23 protein-coding genes are annotated in these 24,285 nt (G+C 72.1%); 9 read left to right on the top strand and 14 right to left on the bottom strand.

All coding sequences use genetic code 11. The annotated features are described in order from the left end of the window. Positions 1 to 24 precede the first annotated feature (24 nt). Genes DEJ48_RS29525 through DEJ48_RS29510 form a run of 4 tightly spaced genes read left to right on the top strand, consistent with a single transcriptional unit; the run spans position 25 to position 3,782 of the window. Positions 25 to 957: a metallophosphoesterase family protein gene (locus DEJ48_RS29525; RefSeq protein WP_150219241.1), complete on the top strand. Its 933-nt coding sequence runs from the start codon at positions 25 to 27 to the stop codon at positions 955 to 957. Between the two features lie 20 nt (positions 958 to 977). After that, complete coding sequence (locus DEJ48_RS29520) at positions 978 to 2,288, top strand: MFS transporter (protein ID WP_150219240.1); 1,311 nt, start codon at positions 978 to 980, stop codon at positions 2,286 to 2,288. Further along, positions 2,285 to 3,313: a hypothetical protein gene (locus DEJ48_RS29515; RefSeq protein ID WP_150219239.1), complete on the top strand. Its 1,029-nt coding sequence runs from the start codon at positions 2,285 to 2,287 to the stop codon at positions 3,311 to 3,313. The genes DEJ48_RS29520 and DEJ48_RS29515 overlap by 4 nt, the downstream gene beginning before the upstream one ends. A gap of 55 nt (positions 3,314 to 3,368) precedes the next feature. Next, the gene (locus tag DEJ48_RS29510; protein ID WP_150219238.1) at positions 3,369 to 3,782 is read left to right on the top strand and encodes a RidA family protein; all 414 of its coding nucleotides are present in this window, start codon (positions 3,369 to 3,371) and stop codon (positions 3,780 to 3,782) included. Here DEJ48_RS29510 and DEJ48_RS29505 read toward each other — a convergent pair. The 6 genes from DEJ48_RS29505 to DEJ48_RS29480 all read right to left on the bottom strand — a co-directional run bounded on the left by DEJ48_RS29505 (position 3,779) and on the right by DEJ48_RS29480 (position 10,939). Next, positions 3,779 to 4,747, bottom strand: a complete 969-nt coding sequence (locus DEJ48_RS29505) for a glycoside hydrolase family 6 protein (RefSeq protein WP_150219237.1) — start codon at positions 4,745 to 4,747, stop codon at positions 3,779 to 3,781. The genes DEJ48_RS29510 and DEJ48_RS29505 overlap by 4 nt on opposite strands. A 208-nt stretch (positions 4,748 to 4,955) precedes the next feature. Further along, a complete protein-coding gene (pip, locus tag DEJ48_RS29500) occupies positions 4,956 to 5,909 on the bottom strand; it encodes a prolyl aminopeptidase (RefSeq protein ID WP_150219236.1) in 954 nt (317 codons plus the stop codon). 25 nt (positions 5,910 to 5,934) lie between these two features. Next, positions 5,935 to 7,071: a nitrate/nitrite transporter gene (locus tag DEJ48_RS29495; RefSeq protein WP_150221478.1), complete on the bottom strand. Its 1,137-nt coding sequence runs from the start codon at positions 7,069 to 7,071 to the stop codon at positions 5,935 to 5,937. A gap of 150 nt (positions 7,072 to 7,221) precedes the next feature. Then, entirely contained in the window at positions 7,222 to 7,953 is a 732-nt protein-coding gene (locus tag DEJ48_RS29490; protein ID WP_150219235.1) for a uracil-DNA glycosylase, read from the bottom strand. Between the two features lie 47 nt (positions 7,954 to 8,000). Next, positions 8,001 to 9,551, bottom strand: coding sequence for a YfcC family protein (locus DEJ48_RS29485; RefSeq protein WP_150221477.1), 1,551 nt, complete (start codon positions 9,549 to 9,551; stop codon positions 8,001 to 8,003). Between the two features lie 17 nt (positions 9,552 to 9,568). Then, a complete protein-coding gene (locus tag DEJ48_RS29480) occupies positions 9,569 to 10,939 on the bottom strand; it encodes a M20/M25/M40 family metallo-hydrolase (RefSeq protein ID WP_150219234.1) in 1,371 nt (456 codons plus the stop codon). A 168-nt stretch (positions 10,940 to 11,107) separates the two neighbouring features. On the opposite strand from DEJ48_RS29480, the gene DEJ48_RS29475 reads away from it, so the two are divergent. Continuing rightward, entirely contained in the window at positions 11,108 to 11,971 is an 864-nt protein-coding gene (locus DEJ48_RS29475; RefSeq protein WP_411757494.1) for an RNA-binding S4 domain-containing protein, read from the top strand. 151 nt (positions 11,972 to 12,122) lie between these two features. Here the strand turns inward: DEJ48_RS29475 and DEJ48_RS29470 are convergent, their stop codons facing one another. Together DEJ48_RS29470 and DEJ48_RS29465 are read right to left on the bottom strand one after the other, a co-directional pair. Further along, positions 12,123 to 12,815 carry a class I SAM-dependent methyltransferase gene (locus tag DEJ48_RS29470; RefSeq protein ID WP_150219233.1) on the bottom strand — a complete coding sequence of 231 codons (693 nt, stop codon included), beginning with the start codon at positions 12,813 to 12,815 and terminating at the stop codon, positions 12,123 to 12,125. A gap of 71 nt (positions 12,816 to 12,886) precedes the next feature. Then, positions 12,887 to 13,795, bottom strand: coding sequence for an acyltransferase domain-containing protein (locus DEJ48_RS29465; protein ID WP_150221475.1), 909 nt, complete (start codon positions 13,793 to 13,795; stop codon positions 12,887 to 12,889). A gap of 129 nt (positions 13,796 to 13,924) precedes the next feature. On the opposite strand from DEJ48_RS29465, the gene DEJ48_RS29460 reads away from it, so the two are divergent. Further along, the gene (locus tag DEJ48_RS29460; protein ID WP_150221474.1) at positions 13,925 to 14,185 is read left to right on the top strand and encodes a DUF6343 family protein; all 261 of its coding nucleotides are present in this window, start codon (positions 13,925 to 13,927) and stop codon (positions 14,183 to 14,185) included. 23 nt (positions 14,186 to 14,208) lie between these two features. On the opposite strand, the gene DEJ48_RS29455 is transcribed toward DEJ48_RS29460, so the two are convergent. From DEJ48_RS29455 to DEJ48_RS29440, 4 genes are all read right to left on the bottom strand, one after another. Next, positions 14,209 to 14,574, bottom strand: a complete 366-nt coding sequence (locus DEJ48_RS29455) for a tetratricopeptide repeat protein (RefSeq protein ID WP_150219232.1) — start codon at positions 14,572 to 14,574, stop codon at positions 14,209 to 14,211. A 137-nt stretch (positions 14,575 to 14,711) separates the two neighbouring features. Continuing rightward, complete coding sequence (locus DEJ48_RS29450) at positions 14,712 to 15,101, bottom strand: DUF3592 domain-containing protein (protein ID WP_223832246.1); 390 nt, start codon at positions 15,099 to 15,101, stop codon at positions 14,712 to 14,714. A 37-nt stretch (positions 15,102 to 15,138) separates the two neighbouring features. After that, entirely contained in the window at positions 15,139 to 15,738 is a 600-nt protein-coding gene (gene coaE, locus DEJ48_RS29445; protein ID WP_150219231.1) for a dephospho-CoA kinase, read from the bottom strand. Positions 15,739 to 15,761: 23 nt separating this feature from the next. Beyond that, on the bottom strand, positions 15,762 to 16,700 hold the full coding sequence (locus tag DEJ48_RS29440) for a PAC2 family protein (protein WP_150219230.1): 939 nt from the start codon (positions 16,698 to 16,700) through the stop codon (positions 15,762 to 15,764). A 210-nt stretch (positions 16,701 to 16,910) separates the two neighbouring features. Here DEJ48_RS29440 and DEJ48_RS29435 point away from each other — a divergent pair, with 210 nt between their 5' ends. Then, a complete protein-coding gene (locus tag DEJ48_RS29435) occupies positions 16,911 to 17,882 on the top strand; it encodes a right-handed parallel beta-helix repeat-containing protein (protein WP_150219229.1) in 972 nt (323 codons plus the stop codon). A 155-nt stretch (positions 17,883 to 18,037) separates the two neighbouring features. Here the strand turns inward: DEJ48_RS29435 and rpsA are convergent, their stop codons facing one another. Beyond that, on the bottom strand, positions 18,038 to 19,546 hold the full coding sequence (rpsA, locus tag DEJ48_RS29430; protein WP_150183547.1) for a 30S ribosomal protein S1: 1,509 nt from the start codon (positions 19,544 to 19,546) through the stop codon (positions 18,038 to 18,040). Between the two features lie 357 nt (positions 19,547 to 19,903). On the opposite strand from rpsA, the gene DEJ48_RS29425 reads away from it, so the two are divergent. Both DEJ48_RS29425 and hrpB read left to right on the top strand, forming a co-directional pair. Beyond that, entirely contained in the window at positions 19,904 to 20,725 is an 822-nt protein-coding gene (locus DEJ48_RS29425) for a class I SAM-dependent methyltransferase (RefSeq protein WP_150219228.1), read from the top strand. Positions 20,726 to 20,729: 4 nt separating this feature from the next. Next, a complete protein-coding gene (hrpB, locus tag DEJ48_RS29420; protein WP_223832245.1) occupies positions 20,730 to 23,261 on the top strand; it encodes an ATP-dependent helicase HrpB in 2,532 nt (843 codons plus the stop codon). Between the two features lie 18 nt (positions 23,262 to 23,279). Here hrpB and DEJ48_RS29415 read toward each other — a convergent pair whose 3' ends face one another. Next, entirely contained in the window at positions 23,280 to 24,278 is a 999-nt protein-coding gene (locus tag DEJ48_RS29415; protein WP_150219227.1) for a DUF3068 domain-containing protein, read from the bottom strand. Between the last annotated feature and the right edge of the window lie 7 nt (positions 24,279 to 24,285).

Genomic DNA, 24,285 nt, shown 5'->3' with positions numbered 1-24,285 from the left:
CCCACGCCTCCCGAGGAGACGGACATGCCGCTCACCCTTCGCACGACCATCCCCATCGCCGCCGGCGCCTCGCTCGCCCTCGTCGGCGGCGTACTGCTGTGGTCCCCCGCGGGGGAGGCCGACGCCTCCCCCGCGGCGGCCCCCGCCGCCGCCCGCGCCGGGTTCACGGCGGTCGCCGCGGGCGACATCGCCGAGCAGTGCACGGCGAGCAGCAGCAGCTGCAAGCACCCCAAGACCGCCGCTCTGGTCAAGCAGATCAACCCGTCCTTCGTGCTGACCATGGGCGACAACCAGTACGACGACGCGCGCCTGAAGGACTTCCAGAAGTACTACGACAAGAGCTGGGGCGCCTTCAAGAGCAAGACGCGGCCCGTCCCCGGCAACCACGAGAGCTACGACCCGGCGGGCGCGTTCAAGGGCTACAAGTCCTACTTCGGGTCCGTCGCCTACCCCGACGGCGAGAGCTACTACAGCTTCGACCAGGGCAACTGGCACTTCATCGCCCTCGACTCCAACAACTTCGACGACGACGAGCAGATCGACTGGCTCAAGGACGACCTCGCCGCCAACTCCAAGAAGTGCGTGGCCGCGTACTGGCACCACCCGCTCTTCTCCTCCGGCGAGCACGGCAACGATCCGGTCGGCCGCCCGGTCTGGAAGCTGCTCCAGGCCAACAAGGCCGAGCTGGTGCTCAACGGCCACGACCACCACTACGAGCGGTTCGCCCCGCAGAACGCGGACGGCAAGGCCGATGCCGACGGCATCGTCGAGGTGCTCGGGGGCATGGGCGGCGCCAATCCGTACGACATCGAGGAAGTGCAGCCCAACAGCCAGAAGCGGCTCACCGACACCTTCGGTGTCCTGAAGCTGAACTTCACCGACACCGGCTTCTCCTGGAACCTCGTGGCCACGGACGGCTCCACGAAGGACACCAGCCCGTCCTACAACTGCCGCTGAGCCGGACGAACGCGAACGCCATGTATCTGGCCACCACCGACGCGGTCGCCAAGGCCTCGGAGCAGGAACAGTCCGGGGCCCGGCGCGGCCGCGTCGCGGGACCCGTCCTCGCGCTCGGCGCGGTCAGCCTGGTCACGGACATCTCCTCCGAGATGGTCACCGCCGTCCTGCCGCTCTACTTCGTCCTCCAACTCGGCCTCTCCCCCCTACAGTTCGGCTTTCTCGACGGGCTCTACAACGGAGTCACGGCGCTGGTGCGGCTGGCCGGCGGGTACGCCGCCGACCGCGGCGGCCGGCACAAACTCGTCGCGGGCGGCGGCTACGCACTCTCCGCGCTCTCCCGGCTCGGGCTGCTCCTCGCGGGCGGTGCCACCGCGGGGATCGGCGCGGCGCTCGCCGCCGACCGCATCGGCAAGGGCGTGCGCACCGCGCCGCGCGACGCCCTCATCTCGCTGAGCAGCCCGCCCGACACGCTGGGCCGCGCCTTCGGAGTGCACCGGGCGATGGACACGACGGGCGCGCTGCTCGGGCCGCTCGCCGCGTTCGCGCTGCTGTGGGCGACGGCCGACGCGTACGACGCCGTGTTCGTCGTCAGCTTCTGCTTCGGGCTGCTCGGGGTGCTGATGCTGGTCGCGTTCGTGCCGGGACACCTGTCACCGGCGCTCCCGCGATCACCGCACCCCGCCCCCGAACGACAGCAAACCGAACGACAACGAACCCAACCCTCCGCCCCACGCCCTCGCGCCCTGCACCTGCTCCGCGTCCCCGCCTTCCGGCGCGTCCTGGTCGCGGCGGCGCTGCTCGGCGCCGCCACCATCGGCGACGCGTTCCTCTACCTCCTCCTCCAGCGGCGGCTCGACTTCGCCGTCTCGTGGTTCCCGCTCCTGCCGCTGGGCGCCGCCGCCGTGTACCTGCTGCTCGCCGTCCCCGCGGGGCGGCTCGCCGACCGCGTCGGGCGCCGCGTGCCGTTCCTCGCCGGACACGTCGCACTGCTCGGCGGTTACGTCCTCCTGCTCGCGCCCACCGACGGCTGGCCGCTCCTCATCGGCGTACTGCTGCTCCTCGGGGTCTTCTACGCGGCCACCGACGGCGTGCTGATGGCGCTGGTCGCCCCCGTGGTCGCCCAGGAGCGGCGGGCCAGCGGCATGGCCGTCCTGCAGACCGGCCAGGCGCTGGCCCGGCTCGTCGCCGCGGCCGGGTTCGGCGCGGCGTGGACGCTGTGGGGCGTCGAGACCGCGCTGACCTGCGCGGTGCTCGCCCTGACAGCGGCGGTCGCCGGGGCGGCGGTGCTGCTCCCGCGGTCGGACACATCTTCCGGAGGCTCCACGTGAAGCCACAGTCCCCTTCCGACTCCCACTCCCCCTCTCCGTCCCTCCGCTCCCGCGTCGTCGCCGTGGCCGCGGCGGCGGCCGTCCTCGCGGGTGTCGCCGTCACGTACACGCTGCAGGCGGCCGAGCGCGCCGAATCAGCCGACGCGACCTCGGAGTTCGGCCTGGACCGGGGCAAGCTCTACTTCCGCAGCACGACGGAGACCGCGGGCCGGATCGCACGCGTCCCAGTCTCCGAGGGCGGGGGCGGCGGCGCGCGCACCACCGGCGGCCCGTCCTGCGAGCGCTTCTACGCCGCCTCGGGCACGGGGCTCTGCCTGCAACGCAGGCCCGGTATACCGCCCAAGTCGTACGCGGTCGTACTGGACGACCGGCTTCGCGAGAAGCGCCGGATCGCCCTGACCGGCATCCCCAACCGGGCGCGCGTCTCCGCGTCGGGCCGGATGCTGTCCTGGACGATGTTCGCCACGGGCGACTCATACGCGGGCTCGTCGTTCTCCACCCGCACCTCGATCCTGGACACCCGTACGGGTTACCTCATCAAGAACATGGAGGAGATCCCCCTCACCCTCGACGGCCGCCGCTACCACTCCCCCGACGTCAACTACTGGGGCGTGACCTTCGCGAAGGACGACAACCGCTTCTACGCGACGGTGTCGACGAAGGGCAAGACGTACCTGGTGCGGGGCGACATGGCGAAGTGGTCGGCGACGGCCTTGCGTTCGAACGTCGAGTGCCCGTCGCTCTCCCCCGACAACACGCGCATCGCCTTCAAGAAGCGGGTGCGCGAGGGCACGCGGGACCCGTGGCGGCTGTACGTCCTCGACCTGCGCACGATGCGCGAGCACCCCGTCGCCGAGCGGCACAGCGTCGACGACCAGGCGGCCTGGCTGGACGACGACACCCTGGCGTACGCCCTGCCGGGCGGCGGCGGCCGCAAGCAGGACATCTGGTCGACGCGGGCGGACGGCTCCGGGAACCCCACGCTCCGTATCCGTGGAGGGAGTTCACCGGCGGCGGTGCGGTGAGCCCCCCTCGGGAAAATCGGATGCGTACGCGCTGGCGACCCCGCACGCTCGCTCCATGACCGCACCTGAACGCACCGTCGTCCCCACCCTCTTCCCGCCTCCCGGATACGCCCACGCCGCCGTCGTCGAGGCCGGCACCCGGCTCGCCTTCATGGCGGGCTCCGTCCCGCTCGATCCCGACGGCAGGCTCGTCGGGGAGGGCGACATCACCCGGCAGACCGCGCAGGTCGTCGCCAATCTCGACGAGGCCCTGCGCGCGGTGGGAAGCGACCTGTCGCAGGTGGTCGCCAGCACGGTGTACGTGGTCGGTGACGAGCCCGCGGCACTGAGCGAGGCCTGGGACGTCGTGCGCGGTTCCGCCCTGCACGACGGGCCGCACACGTCGACCTTGCTCGGCACGTCCTGCCTCGGCTACCCGGGGCAGCTCGTCGAGATCACCGCCACCGCCGTCGTCCCCGACCGGCCCTAGCCGCGCGCCCGTCGGGCCATGCCCAGTGCGTACTCCGGCCACCACTGGCCTGCCCGCGGGCCGCCCCGGCACGTGCCGTCCGACTCGCCGGGACGCTTGATCCACAGGTAGGCGTCGAGGGAGGGGTCACCGGTTCTGGTGGTGGGGGGCGTGCCGAGGGCGCGGCCGGGCGGGTTGCACCAGGCCTGGGGGCCTTGGTAGGGGCCGTTTCCGTTGCGGCTGCTGTCGATGACGAAGTGCTTGCCGCCGCCGAGCTCCCGGGCGAGACGGTGCGCGTACGCGGAACTGGTCGCGTCGGTCTGGTGGTTGGAGACGTTCAGGGCGAAGCCGTCGGCCTTGGCGATGCCTGCCCTGCGCAACGGGGCGACCAGGCGCCGTTCGTCCGGGATCCAGCTCGCGTTGCCCGCGTCGAGGTAGACCCTCGTGTGCGGCTGCCGCTTCAGGCGCTCGACGGCGTGGGCGAGCAGCCCGTACCGCTCGGCCGCGTCCGCGCGCGGGCAGCCCGCCACCAGTTGGGCGACGGCGTCCGGTTCGACGATCACGTACGCGCCGCGCGAGCCGAGGCCCGCGGCGAAGTCGTCGATCCACCGGCGGTAGTGCGCGGCGTCGCGGGCCCCGCCCGACGAGTACGCGCCGCAGTCCCGGTGCGGAACGAAGTACGCCACGAGCACCGCCGTGCGCCCCGCCCTGGCCGCTGCCTCGACCTGCGACCGCACCACGGCGCCGGCCCCGTCGCTGTGCAGCCAGACCGCCTGGGGTTGCCCCGCGATGCGCTCGATGAGCCGCGCGTCCGCCTCCCGCCCCGCCCGCCGCCACTCCGCCACCTGCCGCACGGCTGCGCTCTGCGGGTCGACCCAGAACGCGGGAGCGGTGCCTTCGGCGGGGGCGGCTGTTTCGGCGGGGGCGGTGTCGGCAGGGGCGATGTCGGCGGGGGCGGTGTCGGCAGGGGCGGGAGCGAAGCCCATTCCGCCCAGGAGAAGCGCAGCGGCAAGGCCCACCCGTAGGCGGAGGCGGCGGGAGGATGACGGGGACACCGGGCGGCTCCAGTGGCTCGGCGCCGGTCCTGCCCGGCGCTTTCCCGGAGTGTGCGGTCGGCCCGCCGCCGCAGCGCCGCACACCCCCGCCGCCGCGGCCACGGTTCACCCGAAAATCACTCCGACGGCGGCTCCGGGATCACGCCGGACGGAACCGGTCCGTCGCCGCTGTCAGCGCCTCCGCGATACCGCGCGCCCCCGCGTTGTGCCCCGCGAGGTCGACGAGCACGAGTTCGCTGTCGGGCCACGCCTGTCGCAGCCGCCACGGGATGCCGAGGAGGTTCCCGAAGTCCAGGGTGCCCTGGACCAGCACGCCCGGGATCCCCCGGAGGGAATCCGCGTCCCGCAGGACGACCTCGTCGCCGCCCAGCCAGTGGTCGTGGGCGAAGTAGTGCGTGACGGTGCGTGCGAAGCCGGCCCGGAAGGCGGCGTCCTCGTAGCGCGGCACGGACCGGGGAGGCGCCGGTACGCAGGCCGTCTCCCAGTCCGTCCAGGCCCGCGCCGCGGTGGCCCGTACCTCCGGGTCGGGTGACTCCAGGAGGCGGTTGTACGCGGCGGCCAGGTCCCCGTCCCGCTCCGCCTCCGGCACGCCGTCGCGGAACGCCTCCCACGCCTCGGGGAAGACCCGGCCGAGCCCTCGCGTCAGCAGGTCGACTTCGGCGCGGCTACCCGTGGCGAGCCCCGTGAGGACCAGTTCGGAGACGCGGTCCGGATACGTCTGCGCGTAACGGAGGCCCAGCACGGACCCGAACGAGACGCCCCACACGAGCCACTGCCCGATGCCGAGGTGGCGCCGCAGCAGCTCGAGGTCGGCGGTCAGGTGCTTGATCGTGTTGACGCCCATGTCGGCCGCCGGGTCGCTCGCGTGCGGCGTGGAGCGGCCGGCGCCGCGCTGATCGAGCAGGACGATCCGGTACGCATCAGGGTCGAAGTACCGGCGGAAGAAGGGCGTACAGCCGGAACCGGGGCCTCCGTGCAGCACCACGGCCGGCTTGCCGTGCGGGTTGCCGCAGGTCTCCCAGTACACGCGGTTGCCGTCGCCGACGTCGAGCATGCCGTGGTCGTAGGGTTCGATATCCGGATAGAGAGCCATCGGGGCAGGGTAACCGCGCCCCGTCTCACTCCGCCTTCGCGTTTCGCATGCGCCCGTAGGCGTACACGCAGCCCGCGAGCGCCAGGTCGGAGAGGAGCATGAACCCGATGGAGTACGAGTCCTTGGCGCTGTAGATCGCGCCCATGACCAGCGGCGGCAGGAACCCGCCGAGACCGCCCACCGCGCCCACGATGCCGGTGACGGAGCCGACCTGCGGCTGCGGGGTCACCTGGGAGACGAGGGCGAAGACGCTGCCGCTCGCGGTGCCGAGGCCCGCCGCCATGAGCAGGAAGCAGATCGTGCCCGTGGGGTTCAGCCGCGGGTCGAAGGCCTGCACGACGGCGAAGAGCGCGACGACCGCGAGGGCGACCGTGGTGACCGTGGCCGGGTGCATCCGGTCGGAGAGCCAGCCGCCGATGGGCCGGAAGATCACGGTGACGAGCGCGAACCCGGCGGCCTTGGTGCCCGCGTCGGTGGGCGAGAGGTCGTACCAGGTCTTCAGGTACGTGGGCAGGTACACCCCGAAGGCGACGATCCCGCCGAAGCCGATCGCGTACAGGGCGGAGAGCTCCCACGTCACCCTCAGCCGTCCCGCCTGGCCGAGGCGGGTGCCGAGGGAGCTGGTGGGGACGGGCCGGTCGGGGCGGTCGGTGATGAGGAGCAGGGCGAGCACCGCGAAGGCGGCGAGCGCGATGGCCACGACGATGAACGGGAGGTTCTCGCCGTGTTTGGCGATGCGCGGGGTGAAGTAGCCGGAGAGCGCCACACCGCCCATGCCCATGCCGAAGACGCCGAGGGCGAAGCCCCTGCGGGCGGGCGGGAACCAGGAGTTCACCAGCGGGATGCCGATGGCGAACGTCGTGCCGCCGAGGCCGAGCAGGAAACCGACCGCGAGCATCGCGCCGAAGCTGTGCTTGGCCGGGATGATCAGCAGCACCGGGATGATGGTGAGCGCCGAGACGAGCGGGAACATCTTCTTGGCGCCGTAGCGGTCGGTGAGGGCGCCGACCGGGACGCGGCCCAGCGAGCCGACGATCACCGGCACGGCGACCAGCAGCGACTGCTCGAAGGAGCTCAGGTTCAGCCGGTCCTTGAAATCGCTGCCGAGCGGCGCCACCAGGTCCCACGCCCAGAAGGTGAGTGTGAAGCCAATGGTCGCCATGGCCAGGTTGCGGTAGGCGGCACCGGAGGGCTTGGCCGCGGGGGAGCCCGCGGGGGCGGCACCGGAGTGCCCGGCCGCCGGCGTGCCGGAGGGCTTGGCTGCGCGAGTCTCGTCCACGTCCTCACGCTAGGAAGCAGCACCCGGCGCGGCTCACTCTGCTGGGCCGTTCGGGTGCAGCCCCGCCTCGAAGGCCGCCGTGCGCAGCACCTCCCGCAGCATCCGGGGGGTGAGGCGGCCGGTGAACGTGTTGCGCTGGCTGACGTGGAAGCAGCCGAAGACGTCCAGCGGCTCCTGCTCCGGGCGTGCCGGGTCGCCCGCGAGCCGTACGTGCGCGCCGTGCCCGAACGTCGGGCGAGGCCTCGGCACCTGCCAGCCCGCCGCGGCGAAGGCGGGGAACGCGGCCTGCCAGCCGAAGCCGCCGAGCACGATCACCGCCCGGAGGGTCGGGGCGAGCAGTCGCAGTTCGCTCACCAGCCAGGAGCGGCACGTGTCGCGCTCCTGTGTGGTGGGCTTGTTGGCGGGCGGCGCGCAGTGCACGGGTGAGGTGATGCGGGTGCCGTACAGCGTCAGGCCGTCGTCGGCGCTCTCCGCGTGGGGCTGGGAGGCGAGCCCGACGTCGTGGAGCGCCGGATAGAGGAACGCGCCGGAGCGGTCGCCGGTGAACATCCGTCCTGTGCGGTTGGCGCCGTGCGCGGCGGGCGCGAGGCCGACGATGAGGAGCGCGGCGTCGTGCGGCCCGAAGCCGGGCACGGGCCGCCCCCAGTAGTCCCAGTCCTCGAACGCGGCGCGCTTGGTGCGCGCCACCTCCTCGCGCCACGCGACGAGGCGGGGGCAGGCGCGGCACTCGGTGATCCGCTCGTCCAGTTCGCTCAGGCCGTCCATGCCCCCACCGTACGTACGCCCGCGCCCGTGCCGCGCCGGGCGCCCGCTCAGGTCACCGCGGCCCCCAGCGCCACGAACCCGCAGATCAGCACGGCGAGAACGGCGAGCAGCGGCCACACGAAGCGCAGGTACTTGTCGTAGCCGACCTTCGCGAGCGCCACGCCGCCGATGGTGACGGCGGTGGTCGGCACCCAGAGGTTCATCCAGCCGCTGGCCGACTGCCAGGCGGTCACGACGACCGCCCGCGAGACGCCGGCGAAGTCGGCGAGCGGGGCGAGGATCGGCATGGCGAGCGTGGCGTGGCCCGAGGTGGAGGGGATCAGGAAGGCGAGCGGCAGGTTCACCAGGAAGACGATGACGGCGAAGACCCCGGAGGACGTGCCCTTCACGACCCCTTCGATGGAGTGGAGCACGGTGTCCGTGATCTTCGAATTGTTCATGATCGTCGTGACGCCGCGGGCGAGCAGGATGACCAGCGCGGGCGAGACGAAGTCGGCCGCGCCCTGGATGATCGTCGAGCTGAGCCGCTGCTCCCCCATGCGCGCGACGAGCCCCACGAGGACCGCCGCGCACAGGAAGAGCGCGGCCAGCTGCGGGAAGGACCAGCCGAGTTCGAAGCCGTACGGTGTCGCGTCGGCCTTGCCGGTCAGCGCGCTCGACCAGGGCACGACCGAGAAGATCATGAAGGCGAAGACGAGGGCCGTGGCGACGAGCACCGCCTTGTGCAGACCGGTGAGCTCGGGCACCTCGGACGCGCCGTCGGCGGCCCGCTCGCGATCCCGGTCGCCGGGCAGGAAGCCGGAGAGGGAGCGGTCGGGGTCGCGTCGCACGCGTTGCGCGTAGCGGATGACGTACGCGACGGTGACGCCGGTCAGCACGACCCACATGGCGGCGCGGAGCACGATGCCGTCACCGAGCGAGATGCCCGCGGCGGACGAGGCGACGCCCGTCGCGAAGGGGTTCACCGTCGAGCAGAGCACCCCGACGCCCGCGCCGAGGATGATCGCGCCGACCGCGGTCATGCGGTCGTACCCCAGGGCAAGCATCAGCGGCACGATCAGACCGTAGAAGCCGAGCGTCTCCTCGGCGAAGCCCTCGACCGTGCCGAGCAGCGAGAACACCACCATGACACCGGCGATGAGCAGCGCCCCGCGCTCGCGCAGCCGGTGTGCGAGCCGTCCGATGCCCCGGTCGAGCGCGCCGGTCGCGAAGACGACGGTGATGAACGCGCCGATGGCGAGGACGAAGAGGAAGACGCCCGCGCTGCCGTACAGCGCGCCGGTGTTGTCGGGCGCGACCAGCGAGGTCTTCTCGTCCTGGATGCCGTACAGCCCGTTGACGGGCGACAGGAAGAGGTCGTTGAGGCGGTCGACGAAGGACTGACCGGAGTCGACACGGTGGTAGGTGCCCTCCACGGGAGCGCCCGACTTGTTGCGGTCGTACTGCCCCGACGGGACGAGGAACGCGAGCAGCCAGACCGCGACGGTGACGACGGCGAGGACGGTCAGGGCGCTGGGGAAGGTCCACTTGCCCTTGGCGGGCGGGTCTCCGGGCGGCCCGTCGCCCGGTTCCTCTGGCTCTCCCGGACTCCCTCCCACGGGCGTCTGCGTCGTACTCACGCGACACCGCCCCCTGCCTGCCGGAAGCAGGCCGCGTACTCCCGCACGAAGGCGCACATCGCGATGACCGTGCCGCGCAGCTCCGAGAAGAGGACGCGCTCGTTCGGGGCGTGCAGATTGCACATGCCGTCCTGCGCGCCGAACAGCAGCACCTCGGCGCCGGGCGCCGCCTTCGCCAGCCCGTTGACGAGCGGAATGGACCCGCCGGTCGCCACGTACGAGGCGTCCTGTCCCCAGCCCTCCCGCAGCGCGGTGAGCGCGGCGCGATAGGCGGGACCGCCGGTGGCGGCCTCGAAGCCGGGTCCGGTGTCGCCGGGCGTGACGGTGAGCGGAACGCCGAAGGGTTTGAGGGTACGCAGGTGCTCGACGAGCCTGTCCTGCGCCTCCCTCGGGTCCTGCCGAGGGTGGAAGCGGAGGTTCAACTTGGCGCGCGCGTACGGCACCACGGCGGAAGCGGCGTGCTGCACGCTCGGCGCGTCCAGACCGATGACGGTGATCGCGGGCCCGCTCCACAGCCGTTCGCCGAGGCTGCCGCTGCCGACGAGCGGCACGCCCTCGCGCACGCTCGCGAGCGAGCGGAACTCCTCCTCGGTGTACGACGTGCCGCTCCACTCCTCGCGCCGCAGCCCTTCGACGGCGACGTCACCGTGGACGTCGTGCAGGGTGGCGAGGGCCTTCAGGAGGACGAGCAGCGCGTCGGGCGCCGCCCCGCCGAACTCGCCGCTGTGGCGCGGCTCGTCGAGGGTGCGGACCTCGACGGTCACCTCGGCCGCGCCGCGCAGGCCGGTGGTGAGGGTGGGGGTGCCGGGGCGCAAGTTGCCGAGGTCGGCGATGACCATGGCGTCGCAGGCGAACCGCTCCGGGTCGGTGGGCGGGTAGTCGTCGAAGGCGCTGCCGTACTCCTCCTGCCCCTCGACGACGATCTTGATCCCGACCGGCGGCCGCCCTTCGTACGCCCGCACCATCCCGAGGTGCGCGATGACGTTGGACTTGTCGTCCGCGATGCCCCGGGCGCGCAGCCCGCCCTCGACCGGCGTCGGCTCGAAGGGCGGCGACTTCCAGAGCGACGCGTCGCCGGGCGGCTGCACGTCGTAGTGGCCGTAGAGCAGCACGGTCGGCGCGTCCGGCGACGGCGGCGGGATCTCCCCGTAGATCACCGGTGCGGTGTCGGGCAGATCGAGCCGCTCGACGCGCGGAACCCCGGCGTCGCGCAACAACCCGGCCACCAGGTCGTGCGCCTCCTGGACCGGCTCGGCGGGAAACCCGGGAAACGCGATCGAGGGGATCGCGGCGAGCCGTTCCAGGTCGGCGCGGAGACCGTCCATCAGACCGTCGACGGTGGCGACGGTGGCTTCGAAAGACGTCATGGGCAGCACTCCCGGGAGTCGCGTGACATGTCCGCACGTCCGGGCCGTGACGACGTCCGGACCGTTTTGATGCGATCGGTCCGCATTATCGGCGGCCCGGGTCAGCGGATTACGGACGGCTCGCCGGGAGCCGGCCATGCCACACCGAAGCGGGACTAGGGTCGACACATGGCTTGGGAGATTTCAGGAGAGGGCGCGTGGGGCGGGGAGCTGGAGGGTGGCCGGGATACCGGTCCGGGTGACGGCCCACCTGCCGACTCCGACTCCGGCTCCGACTCCGGCGCCGGGCTCGGGGACGACTCGGGTGGCGGACCGCCCGCCGAGCCGTGCAGCCGTCCGGGCACCGGGCCGATGGACGGCTCGGAGAACGCGCCGGGCACGAGGCCGGGGGCCGGCCCTCGGGGCGAGGGGTCCGTGCGCGTCGACAGCTGGATCTGGTCGGTCCGGCTGGCCAAGACCCGCTCGGCGGGTGCCGCCGCGTGCAAGGGCGGCCACGTCCGGGTCAACGGGGAGCGCGTCAAGCCGTCGTACGGCGTGCACGTGGGCGACGATGTGCGCGTACGACAGGCCGGCGGCCGGGAGCGGATCGTCGTCGTGAAGCGTCTCATCCGCAAGCGCGTCGGCGCGCCCGTCGCCGTCGAGTGCTACGTCGACAACTCACCGCCCCCGCCGCCCCGCGAGGCGGCCGCCCCCGCGGGCATCCGCGACCGCGGCACCGGCCGCCCGACGAAACGCGACCGCCGCGAGATGGAACGCCTCCGGGGAGCGGAGGGCCAGGCCCCGGGCGGGCCTTGGAGGACCGGCGGGTCCCGGAGGACCGGCGCGGCCCGGCAGAACCGGCGGGAGCCCGGAGGACCGGCGCGGCCCGGCGGGACCGGCAGGGCCCTGCGGAGCCGACCTGGCCTGGCGAGACCGGCCGGGCCCCACGGGAACGACGGGGCCGGCGGGACCGACAGAGCCCGCAGGACCGACCGAGCCCGGCATGACTCCGGAGAACCCGGCGCGGCCCGGCAGGACCGACAGGACCCCTGAGGACCGGCGCGGCCCGGCAGGACCGGCAGGGACCGGCAGGACTGGCAGGGACCGGCAGGACCGGCAGGGACCGGCAGGACCAGCGCCGCCCTGCGAAACCGGCCTGGCCCGGCCGGACCGGGCGGGCCCACCCGCACCGGCTGGCGTCGCCTCACGCCAAAGGCACCGCCCGCACCCACGTGCCGTCGTCCGTCAGGTACGCGTCGACCTTCAGGCCCGCCTCCGCTAGCGCCGCCTCGAACTGCTCCTTGTCGAGGGGTCTGGCGCGGAACGTCTGGGTCCATTCGGCGTCCGGGAACACGTACTCCGCGCGCACCTCGTTCACGCCGTCGCCGACCGGCGTCGCCGACACGATCCGCACCGTGTAGCCACCGGGGTCGACCCGCTCTCTCGGCAGGTTCGTGTGGTAGTCCGCGCCCTCCCGCTGGATCAGCACGCAGCCCCGGTCCGTGACGTGGTTCCGGCAGACGCGCAGCATCCCGCGCCGGACCGCCGCGTCCCCCGTGTGTACGAGGAACGACGCGAGCATCACCACGGGGAACTTCTCGTCCAGGTCGAGCTTCTCGATGGGGCTGCGGACGGTCCGCACCCCGCCGTCGAGCACGGCGACCTTCTCCAGCATCTCGGCGGACTCGTCCACGGCCGTCACCCGGAAACCCCGCTCCAGGAGCGGGCGGGTCACCCGTCCCGCACCGCAGCCCAGTTCCAGGATGTGCGCCCCGGCGGGCACCGCGGCCTCGATGACATCGGGCTCGTCGCCGACGGACAGGCGCGTGTACAGCTCGACCGCGCACCCGTCCGGCGTGATCGCGCCGGGCCCCGTCCCCTCGTATCCCTCACGCATCTCCACGCTCATGCCCGGCCCAACGAAGCGTGCGGCACGTCCGGTTCCCGGCGCCCGTGCCGTCCCGTCGGCTACAGCGGGAACCAGCCATGCCCCGTGTACCAGTGGCCGCCCGCCCGCAGATGGTCGCCCACCGCCCTCTCCACCCGCGTACGCCTGGGGAGTTCGGCCACGGGAAGGTCCCGGTCGCCGAAGACGAAGGCGACGGGGTCGCCGTCCGACGGCTCCTGCCCGTACCCCGCCGCCGGACGGAATCGCCGCTGGAAGCGGACGATGTTCGAATCGGCGGGAAGGTGGTCCAGCAGCTGCGGGTCGAGCAGCCAGGAGTGGCAGACGGCTGTCTCGAATCGTTCCTCGGGGAAGTGGCGGGCGAAGAAATCCCGGGCCAGAGACAGCGACCGGTCACAGGCCTCGGGCGTCAGCGCGCCCCGGAAGTCGGTGATGTGGACGTTCAGGCACAGGTCCCCCGGCCCCGCCCGGTGCCCGGCCGCCGCGGTCGCGCCGCCCATCCGCTCGCCCAGCACCGCACGCTGGAACTGCAGCCGCCCCAACTGGTAGAGCTCGCCCCGGAAGTGCAGGCCGAGCCAGTCGGGCACGAGGAGCCCCCGACTGCCGCGCGCCCTGCGGTGCACGGCCAGATGGCGCCCGAGGTCGGCGAGAGTGCGCCGCGAGACGTCGTCGGGGATGCCGCGGCCGTGGTGGTACGCGCGTACGTGCTCCAGCGCCGCCACGTACACGTACACGAAGAAGCAGCGCCCGAGCTCGCCCCACACCTCGGCCAGCCGGGACGGCACGGGCGGCTGCCAGCCGACGACCTTCCCCATGTCGCGCACGACGGCGTCCACACAGCGGTCGAGCAGCCGGCGCGCCTCCGGGTCCGCCCACAGCCGGCCGCGCAGCGCCACGAGCGGGTTGATGTCCTCGTGCGGCACGGCGAGGTCGAGGAGCACCTCCGGCAGCGCGTCGGCGTCCGGAAGCACCGCGGCGGCCCGCGGCTCCCCCGCGCTCTCCAGATCCCTCAGCCACGCGGCGAGGTGTTCGTCGGCCCTGAGCGCTTCCAGCACGTTCTCACCCTCTTTATCCTGTAAAGGAGGAGATGACCTCCCATGATGCGTACAGGCAGTGAACCGCTGACCGCGCGCAGTCCCCTGCGGATGCGTTTCTGGTTCAGCGTATGGGGCCTGGCCTGGGCCGTCTTCGGCACCGTGGCCTTCGCGCTCGCAGGAAGGACGGGGTGGGCAGCGGTGTGCGGGGCGCTGCTGGTCGTGATCGCCGCCGACCTGGCGTGGGTCGTACACCGGATGCGACAGGGCCCGCACTACCAGCCGGGCCGGGACGTACCGCCGTACGACCCACCGGGCGCCCGGTAGCCCGGACGAACGCCGCCGCTCGCCTACTCCTCGTCGAAGCGGGCCGCCGCCACGTACTCGGGCTGCGGGTCGAGGGCGGCCGCGAGCCGGAAGTGGCGGCGGGCCTGCTCGGGCCGCGCCCCGCGTTCGTAGGTGCGGGCCAGCGCGAAGTGCGCGAACGCGTTGTCCGGCTCACGCTCCAGGACGATGCTGAACTCCAGCTCGGCGGCGCGCAGTTGCGCGGCGGCGAAGAAGGCGCGGGCCCGCAGCAGACGGGCGGCCGTGTTCTCGGGATGGGCGGCGATGACGGTGTCGAGCAGTTTCACCGCGCCGCGCGGGTCCCGGGCGGCAAGAAGCTGCTCAGCCGCCCGGAAATCGATGACATGGGTCTCCGGGGTGATTTCGGGCACGCCGGACTCCTTCCCTCGCTCCCCCGCGTCAACGCCCGCCGCACCCCGGCCTATTCCGCACGCGCGTGAACACGGGCCCCACGCGCGCGTGACGCTGTCTTCCCGACGCCCCCCTGCGCTCGCCCGACTTCCCTGCCTCAGCCCACCGCCACGGCGAGAACCGCGCCCAGCACCATCAGCGCGACGCCCGCACCGACGAAGGCCCGGTCGAGGCCGGTGCGCTCGCCGCCGATCAGCACGGTCTCGCGCGGGTCCTCCACGTCGTACGCGATGCCGACGCGGTCCCCCGCGGCAAGCGGCGCCCGACGGCTCGGCGGTACGGGCGACACCACCTCGACGACGCGTCCGTCGCCCGTCTCGAACTGCAGCGTGGGCCGCTCGGCACCGGGCAGCGCCGCCTTCACCAGAGCCTGCGTGACGGCTCCGCCCGCACTGATGCGCCGCGTCCGCCGCAGGCCGTACGCACCGGCCAGCGCCGCGACCAGCCCTCCCAGAACCGTGAACGCCGCCAGAACGACCACTGCCACCGCCCTCCCCGAGACTGTCGCCGCCGCTGTGCGGGTGCTACGCGCGTGCCCTTCGTTCCAGGTCCGCCCAGACCTCGCCGACCCGCTCCGAGAGGCCTTCCAGGGGGCCGTCGTTGTCGATCACGACGTCCGCGATCTCCAGGCGCTTCTCGCGGGTGGCCTGGGCGGCCATCCGCGCGCGTGCGTCCTCTTCGCTCATGCCGCGCAGCCGCACCAGGCGGTCCAACTGGGTCACGGGGCTCGCGTCGACGACGATCACGAGGTCGTAGAGCGGCGCGAGGCCGTTCTCGGCGAGGAGGGGCACGTCGTGGACGACGACGGCGTCGTCGGACGCGGCCTGTTCGAGCTCGGCAGAGCGTGCTCCCACCAAGGGGTGCACGATCGCGTTGAGGGCGGCCAGTTTGTCGGCGTCCGCGAACACGACGGCACCCAGCTTCGGCCGGTCGAGCGAGCCGTCCGGAGCGAGGACCTCCGGCCCGAAGGTCTCGACGACGGCCGCGAGACCGGGAGTTCCGGGCTCCACGACCTCCCGCGCGATCTTGTCCGCGTCGATCAGCACCGCTCCGGACGCGACGAGCAGCCGCGACACCTCGCTCTTGCCGGCACCGATGCCGCCGGTCAGGCCAACTTTCAGCATGCCCGGAAGCTTAGGCCCTGGCGTTACGCGTCGCCCTCGCGCTCGGCGAGGAAGCGTTCGAAGTCACGGCCGATCTCGTCCGCCGACGGGATGTCCAGCGGCTCGGCGAGCATGTTGCCCCGCTCCTGTGCGCCCGCCGCGGCGTCGTACTGGTGCTCAAGACCCTGCACGAGCGCGACGAGTTCCTCGTCGCCCTCCTGGATCTGCCGGTCTATCTCGGTCTGCGTCCGGTGCGCCTCGGTGCGCAGTCCGTGGGCGACGGTCGGCAGCACCAGGCCGGTCGCGGCCGTGATGGCCTCCAGGACCGTCAGGGCGGCGTCGGGGTACGCGGAGCGCGCGATGTAGTGCGGCACGTGCGCGGCGACGCCCAGCACGTCGTGGCCCGCCTCCAGGAGGCGGTACTCCACGAGGGACGCCGCGCTGCCCGGCACCTGGGCCTCGTCGAAGGGGCTGCGGTGGCCCGGCACCAGGTCGGTGCGGTTGCCGTGCGGGGTGAGGCCCACGGGGCGCGTGTGCGGGACGCCCATGGGGATGCCGTGGAAGTTCACGGAGAGGCGCACGCCGAGCCGCTCCACGATCTGCTGGACGGCGGCGGCGAACCGCTCCCACTCGACGTCGGGCTCGGGCCCGGAGAGCAGCAGGAAGGGCGCACCGGTGGCGTCCTGGACGAGGCGGACGTCGAGCGTCGGCACCTCGTAGTCGCTCCAGCGGTCGCGGCGGAAGGTGAGCAGCGGGCGTCGGGCGCGGTAGTCCACGAGCCGGTCGTGGTCGAAGGTGGCCACCACCTGCCCGGGAAGGCTGTCCGTGAGCCGCTCGACGATCTGGTCGCCGGTTTCGCCCGCGTCGATGTATCCGTCGAAGTGGTAGAGCATGACAAGTCCGGCCGACTCCTGGGCGAGCGCCATGTCGACGACGGCGAGGCCCTTCGGCTCCCATGCGTACAAACCCTGCGGATCAAGCACTGTGACCGCTCCTCCTCGTGTTCGTAGTGAAGAACACGCGCAGCGTCACGTGCATTCCCGGCCGTCCTTGCCCGGCCACGGAGTTGAAGAACTGGTCCATACCTTGACGCGGACATGCCCCAGCTCTACGTTCATAGGCACATCCAGTGTTCACGTACGAGAACATCTCCATGCACACTCATCGGACCCGTCGACGGGAAGGCCACCCCCATGCGCACCCGACGTCCCCTGCTCACCGCCCTGTTCGCCACAGCAGCCGCCACAGGAGCCCTGGCCGCGCCCTCCGCGGCGGCCGAGACATCACCGTGGGCGCGAGCCATCGAGGTATCCACGGCCGCCGAGCTGAAAGCGGCGCTCGGCGACGCCTCCCCCGGCGACACGATCCACCTAGCCGACGGAACGTACTCCGGGAACTTCAAGACCTCCGTGGCGGCGAGCGCCAACTCCCGCATCACGCTGACCGGTTCGTCGAAGGCGGTGCTCAAGGCCGGCGGTGGCTACGGCCTCCACCTGAACGGCGCCGCGTACTGGACCGTGAAGGGAATCACCGTCACCGGCGGCCAGAAGGGCATCGTGATCGACTCCGCGCGCGGCGCCGTCGTGGACACCGTCACCGTCCACGGCCTCGACATGGAGGGCGTCCACTTCCGTAAGTCGAGCAGCGACGGCGTCATCAAGAACTCACGGATCTACGACACCGGGAACGACGACCGCGGCATGGGAGAGGGCGTCTACGTAGGCACCGCCAACACGCTCTCCGACAAGAGCGACCGTGTCCAGATCCTCGGCAACACCATCGGCCCGGACGTGGGCGGCGAGGCGGTCGACCTCAAGGAGGGCACCACGGGCGGCAAGGTCTCGGGCAACACGTTCGACGGCAAGGGCCTGACCGGCAACCACTACGACGACTCGTGGATCGACGTGAAGGGCAACGACTACGTCATCGAGAACAACACGGGCAAGAACACCACGAACAACGGCTATGAGACGCACTCCCAGCAGTCCGGCTGGGGCTGCGGCACGGTCTTCCGCGGCAACAGGTCCACCCTGACCGGCGCGACGGGCGACAAGCAGCTGGCGATCAACGTGACGAACCAGAGCGGGTCGTGCAGGACGACGGTCCACGCGAGCAACACGGTGACGGGCGGCAAGGGCCTGACGAACGTCGAGGTGACGCCCTAAAGAGCAACGTCCAGCAGGGACGAGCTCTTTAGGGGCGCGGGGAACTGCGCGCCCAGCCCCCCACAGAGCCGCACCCGAAACGAAAAGAAGCGGGCCCGCACCTCCGAAGAGGTACGGGCCCGCAACGTTCAACTGCTACCGCCTAGAGGCGAGCCTCAGCTCTGGCCACCGGCAAGCTTCTCGCGCAGCGCGGCGAGCGCCTCGTCGGAAGCAAGGGCGCCGGAGTTGTCGTCCGACTCCGAGGAGTACGAACCGCCGCCGCCGGTACCGGCGGACGGGGCCGCGCCGGCCGGAGCCGCCGCACCCTCGGCCTCGGCCTGGGCGTCCGCCTCGCGGGACTTGATGACCTGGGCCTGGTGCTGCTCGAAGCGCTGCTGCGCCTCGGCGTACTGGCCCTCCCAAGCCTCGCGCTGGGTCTCGAAGCCCTCGAGCCAGTCGTTCGTCTCGGGGTCGAAGCCCTCGGGGTAGATGTAGTTGCCCTGGTCGTCGTAGGACGCGGCCATGCCGTACAGGGTCGGGTCGAACTCGACGGCCGACGGGTCGGCGCCGAAGGACTCGTTGGCCTGCTTCAGCGACAGCGAGATCCGGCGACGCTCGAGGTCGATGTCGATGACCTTGACGAAGATCTCGTCGTTGACCTGGACGACCTGCTCCGGGATCTCCACGTGGCGCTCGGCCAGCTCGGAGATGTGGACCAGGCCCTCGATGCCCTCGTCGACGCGCACGAACGCACCGAACGGAACGAGCTTGGTGACCTTACCGGGAACGACCTGCCCGATCTGGTGCGTGCGGGCGAACTGCTGCCACGGGTCTTCCTGCGTCGCCTTGAGCGACAGGGAGACACGCTCGCGGTCCATGTCCACGTCGAGAACCTCGACGGTGACTTCCTGGCCGACCTCGACAACCTCGGAGGGGTGGTCGATGTGCTTCCAGGAGAGCTCGGAGACGTGCACGAGACCGTCGACACCGCCGAGGTCCACGAACGCACCGAAGTTGACGATCGAGGAAACGACGCCGGAGCGGACCTGACCCTTCTGCAGGGTCGTGAGGAAGGTCTGGCGGACCTCGCTCTGGGTCTGCTCGAGCCAGGCACGGCGGGACAGGACCACGTTGTTGCGGTTCTTGTCCAGCTCGATGATCTTGGCCTCGAGCTCCTTGCCCACGTAGGGCTGAAGGTCGCGGACGCGGCGCATCTCGACGAGGGAGGCCGGCAGGAAGCCACGGAGGCCGATGTCGAGGATGAGACCACCCTTGACGACCTCGATGACGGTACCGGTGACGATGCCGTCTTCTTCCTTGATCTTCTCGATCGTGCCCCAGGCACGCTCGTACTGAGCGCGCTTCTTGGACAGGATCAGACGGCCTTCCTTGTCCTCCTTCTGGAGAACCAGGGCCTCGATCTCGTCACCGACGGCGACGACCTCGTTCGGGTCGACGTCGTGCTTGATGGAGAGCTCGCGGCTGGGGATGACGCCTTCGGTCTTGTAACCGATGTCGAGCAGGACCTCGTCCCGGTCGACCTTCACGATGACGCCGTCGACGATGTCGCCGTCGTTGAAGTACTTGATCGTCTCGTCGATCGCGGCGAGGAAGGCTTCCTCGTTACCGATGTCGTTGACCGCTACCTGCGGGGTGGTGGCGGTGGTCTCGGTGCTGCTCGTCATGTGGGTAAGGGCTCCGGTACGGACATTGAAGTCGTAGGTACTGCAACGCCGGAGCCGATTTCGCACTCTGTAGAAGCCGGACAGCCTTGGAGACGCGACTTCCGCGAAACGGAAGGCGCCTCGACAACCGAGGGGACATGCAACAGACGCGAGCGCAGCCTGCTATGTCTGAGGAGCGCAGGCTCGCAGCGCAACTTGTAGCATACGGGGGCAGCCGGACAGGGTCAATGCGCGAAGGCGCACACCCGGGGCGGATCGCCGCATACCCGGCACAAAACCTGTCGCATGAGGCCACACGGGCCGCACCGCGCCCCCTTCGCGACGAGGTTTCGACGGAAGACACGGAAGAGTACGACGATGGAGCCGATCATCCAAGAGTCCGAGCTGCCCGAACCCGAGGCCACCCGGCGTGACGCCGACGTCACGGAGAGCAGTCGCGCGAACCGCGGCTGGTGGGACCGGAATGCCGACGACTACCAGATCGAGCACGGCACGTTCCTCGGGGACGACCGTTTCGTGTGGGGTCCCGAAGGGCTCGACGAGGTGGAAGCGGAACTGCTCGGTCCGCCCGAGGAGCTCAAGGGCAAGGACATCCTGGAGATCGGCGCCGGCGCCGCCCAGTGCTCGCGCTGGCTGGTCTCGCAGGGCGCGCGGCCGGTCGCGCTCGACCTCTCGCACCGCCAGCTCCAGCACGCGCTGCGGATCGGCGGAAACGTTCCCTTGGTGCAGGCCGACGCAGGAGTGCTCCCCTTCAAGGACAACTCCTTCGACGTCGTCTGCTCCGCCTACGGCGTGATGCCCTTCGTCGCCGACGCCGTGCAGGTCCTCAAGGAGGTGCGGCGCGTGCTGCGGCCCGGCGGCCGCTTCGTCTTCTCCGCGACGCACCCCATCCGCTGGGCGTTCCCGGACGAGCCGGGCCCGGAAGGCCTCTCCGTAGCGGCCTCCTATTTCGACCGCACTCCTTACGTCGAGCAGGACGAGCAGGGCAACGCCGTCTACGTGGAGCACCACAGGACGATCGGCGACCGCGTGCGGGACATCGTGGCCGCCGGGCTCCGCCTCGTCGACATCGTGGAGCCGGAGTGGCCCGCCTGGAACACCCAGGAGTGGGGCGGCTGGTCCCCGCTGCGCGGAAACCTGATCCCGGGGACGGCCATCTACGTGTGCGTACGAGACTGAGTACGTGATCGGTCTCCGTAACGAAGCACTGGACCTGCCGGTACGCGACGCGCTGCCCGCCCTCCGCTCCGCTCTGGAGGGGCCGGGCAGCGCCGTGCTGTGTGCCCCACCGGGGACGGGCAAGACGACGCTGGTGCCGCTGGACCTGGCCGGGCTGCTCGACGCCTCGCGAGGAGCACGCCGCGTCGTCGTGGCCGAGCCGCGGCGGATCGCGGCGCGGGCGGCGGCGCGGCGGATGGCGTGGCTGCTCGGCGAGAAGGTGGGCGACAGCGTCGGCTACACCGTGCGCGGCGAGCGCGTGGTGGGCGCGCGCACGCGCGTGGAGGTCGTCACGACCGGTGTCCTGCTGCAGCGGCTCCAGCGGGACCAGGAGCTGTCCGGTGTCGACGTGGTCATCCTCGACGAGTGCCACGAACGGCATCTGGACGCGGACACCGTGGCGGCGTTCCTGGTGGACGTGCGGGCGGCGCTGCGGCCCGAGCTGCGTCTGGTCGCGGCGTCCGCGACGACCGACGCGGAGGGCTGGGCGCGGCTCCTCGGGGACGCGCCCGTGGTCGAGGCGCGCGGGACCGCGCACCCCGTGGAGGTGGTGTGGGCGCCACCGCCGCGCGCGGTGCGGCCGCCGCACGGGATGCGGGTCGATCCGGCGCTGCTGTCCCACGTGGCGTCGGTCGTGCGGAGGGCGCTGGCCGAGCGGGACGGGGATGTCCTGTGTTTCCTCCCCGGGGTCGGCGAGATCGCGCGGGTCGCCGGGCAGCTGACGGGCCTCGGCGACGTGGAGGTGCTGCAGGTGCACGGGCGGGCGCCCGCGGCGGTGCAGGACGCGGTGCTCGCCGGTTCCGCGGTCCGGCGCGTGGTGCTCGCGACGTCGGTGGCGGAGTCGTCGTTGACGGTGCCCGGGGTGCGGGTCGTGGTGGACTCGGGGCTGGCACGGGAGCCGCGGGTGGACCACGCGCGGGGGCTGAGCGCGCTGACGACAGTGCGGGCCTCGCAGGCGGCGGGGCGGCAGCGGGCAGGGCGTGCCGGGCGTGAGGCGCCGGGGGCCGTGTACCGGTGCTGGGCCGAGGCGGAGGACGGGCGTCTGCCGCGTTTTCCCGCCCCGGAGATCAAGGTGGCCGATCTCGCGGCGTTCGCGCTGCAGGCGGCGTGCTGGGGCGATCCCGACGCCGCCGGGCTCGCACTCCTCGATCCCCCGCCGGGCGGTGCGATGGCGGCGGCCCGTGAGGTGCTCGCGGCGGTCGGGGCGGTGGACGCGGAGACGGGCCGGGCGACGGAGCGGGGGACGCGGATGTCCCGGGTGGGGCTGCATCCCCGCCTCGCGCGGGCCCTGCTCGACGCGGCTCCCGTCGTCGGCACCCGGCGTGCGGCTGAAGTGGTGGCTCTCCTGAGCGAGGAGCCGCCGCGCGAGTACGGGGACGATCTGGCGGCCGCGTGGCGGGCGGCGCGCGGCGGCACGGACGCGTACGGGTCGCGGTGGCGGACCGAGGCACGGCGCCTGGCGTCGTCGGCACCTGGCGGGGCGTCCAAGGGGGACGGGAGCGACGAGTACGCGGCCGGCCTGGTGGCGGCCCTCGCTTTTCCGGAGCGGGTGGCCAGGAGTGTGGGCGGCGGGACGTATCTGATGGCGGGCGGGACCCGGGCCGAGGTGCGGCAGGGGTCCGCGCTGTCCGGGGCGCGGTGGCTCGCGGTGGCCGTCGCCGACCGTCCGCTGGGTGCGGGCCACGCGCGCGTGCTGCTCGCGGGGCACGTCGACGAGGACGTGGCGCGTGAAGCGGCGGCCCCGCTGTACTCCGAGGGCGACGAGGTGGCGTGGAGCGGCGGCGACGTGGTGGCGCGGCACGTGGAGCGGCTCGGCGCGGTGGAGCTCGCGGTGCGCCCCTTGAAGGAGTCCGCTCCGCGGCTGGTGCGGGAGGCGCTGCTGACCGGGCTGCGGGAGGAGGGGACGGGGCTCCTGAAGTGGTCGCGGGGCGCGTGGGAGCTGCGGGAGCGGCTCGCGTTCCTGCACCGCCACCTCGGGGCGCCCTGGCCCGACGTATCGGAGGACGCGCTCCACGCGCGCGTGGACGAGTGGCTGGAGCCGGAACTGTCCAGGGCACGGCGCCGGGCCGACCTGGCGCGGATCGACGCCGGGCAGGGGCTCGGGCGGCTGCTGCCGTGGGCGACGGGTGAGGCGACGCGTCTGGACGAGCTCGCCCCCGAGCGCCTGGAGGTGCCGAGCGGGTCCAGGATCCGGCTCGACTACTCCGACCCGGGACAGCCGGTGCTCGCCGTCAAGCTGCAGGAGATGTTCGGCCTCGCCGAGACCCCGCGCGTCGCGGACGGCACGGTCCCCGTCGTCGTCCACCTCCTGTCCCCCGCGGGGCGCCCCGCGGCCGTCACCGCGGACCTGGCCTCCTTCTGGCGTTCCGGCTACCGCGCGGTCCGCGCCGACCTGCGCGGCCGCTACCCGAAGCACCCGTGGCCCGAGGACCCGGCGACGGCCGAGCCGACCCGCTACACCAAGGCCCGGCAGGCCGCGCGGGGTTCCGAGGGCTGAGGCTCCCGGGCCGGTTCCCTAGGCGTTGACGGGCTCCGGTTCGGGGTCGCTCTCCGCCGTGGGGGCCGGGTCGCCCGGCCTGCGGCTGCGGGCCTCGAGCCAGAGGGAGAGGGCCAGCAGGAGGATGCCGGTGCCGAGGAAGCCCCAGGGGAGGTACGAGGTCAGCAGGAGGACCAGGACGCGCTGGGACTTGACCAGGTCGACGGTGTCCTTGATGTAGTCCTCGCGCATCTTCACGTGCCCGGAGAAGACGGTGACCTTGTCGCGGTCGCCCAGGAGCGTGCCGCCGCGGAGTTCGTTGTTCTGGATCTCCTCTCCGTAGACGGGCGCTCCGGTGGTGGGTTCGACCCAGAACTTGCGGACGGTGGTGTACCAGCGGGTGGTGCCCGTCTTGGCGAGGGACTCCGGAGTGATGCCTTTGACGGGCATCGTCTTGGGGAAGGGCACTTTGGTCCAGGGGATGGTCTGCTCGAAGTAATAGACCTTCAGGCCGCGGAAGTTCTGGGTGCCCTTGTAGTGGATGGGGCGGGTGATGCGGGCCTGCGCGTCGAAGTACTCGTAGTCCCGCTTCTCGGTGAGGAAGGGCCACTTGAACTCGATGCCCTCGCGTTTGACGGGGTCCCCGTCGACCGCTTCCCCGGTGGCGTGGACGGGTTCCTGGCTGTGCGCGTCGAAGATGTACCGCTCGGGGATCTTGGAGACCATCTTGCCGTCGTCGTCCTGGACGTAGGAGAGCGCGTCCCAGACCACGACGTCGCGGTCGGCGGTCTTCTCGATCTTCTCGGAGGCCTCGACGTTGCCCTTGAGGGTCTGCACGATGGTGACCTTGTCGATCTTCTTGGCCTTCATGGAGCCGTAGTCGATGAGGGTCGGGTCGTTCGCCTCCAGGACCGCCTCCTGGTACTGGCTCGGCGGGATCTTCGCGAGCCGCGGGAACGCGTACCAGCGCATGAGCGGGGACATGGCCGTGCAGAACACGGCGAACGCGAGCAGGACGAGGCTGGCCTTGCGGCGCATCGCGGCG

It is taken from the genome of Streptomyces venezuelae, from assembly GCF_008642315.1.
GTDB lineage: Bacteria > Actinomycetota > Actinomycetes > Streptomycetales > Streptomycetaceae > Streptomyces > Streptomyces venezuelae_D.
Note: the sequence above shows the minus strand (reverse complement) of the source record. Positions and strands in the feature narration are given on the sequence as shown.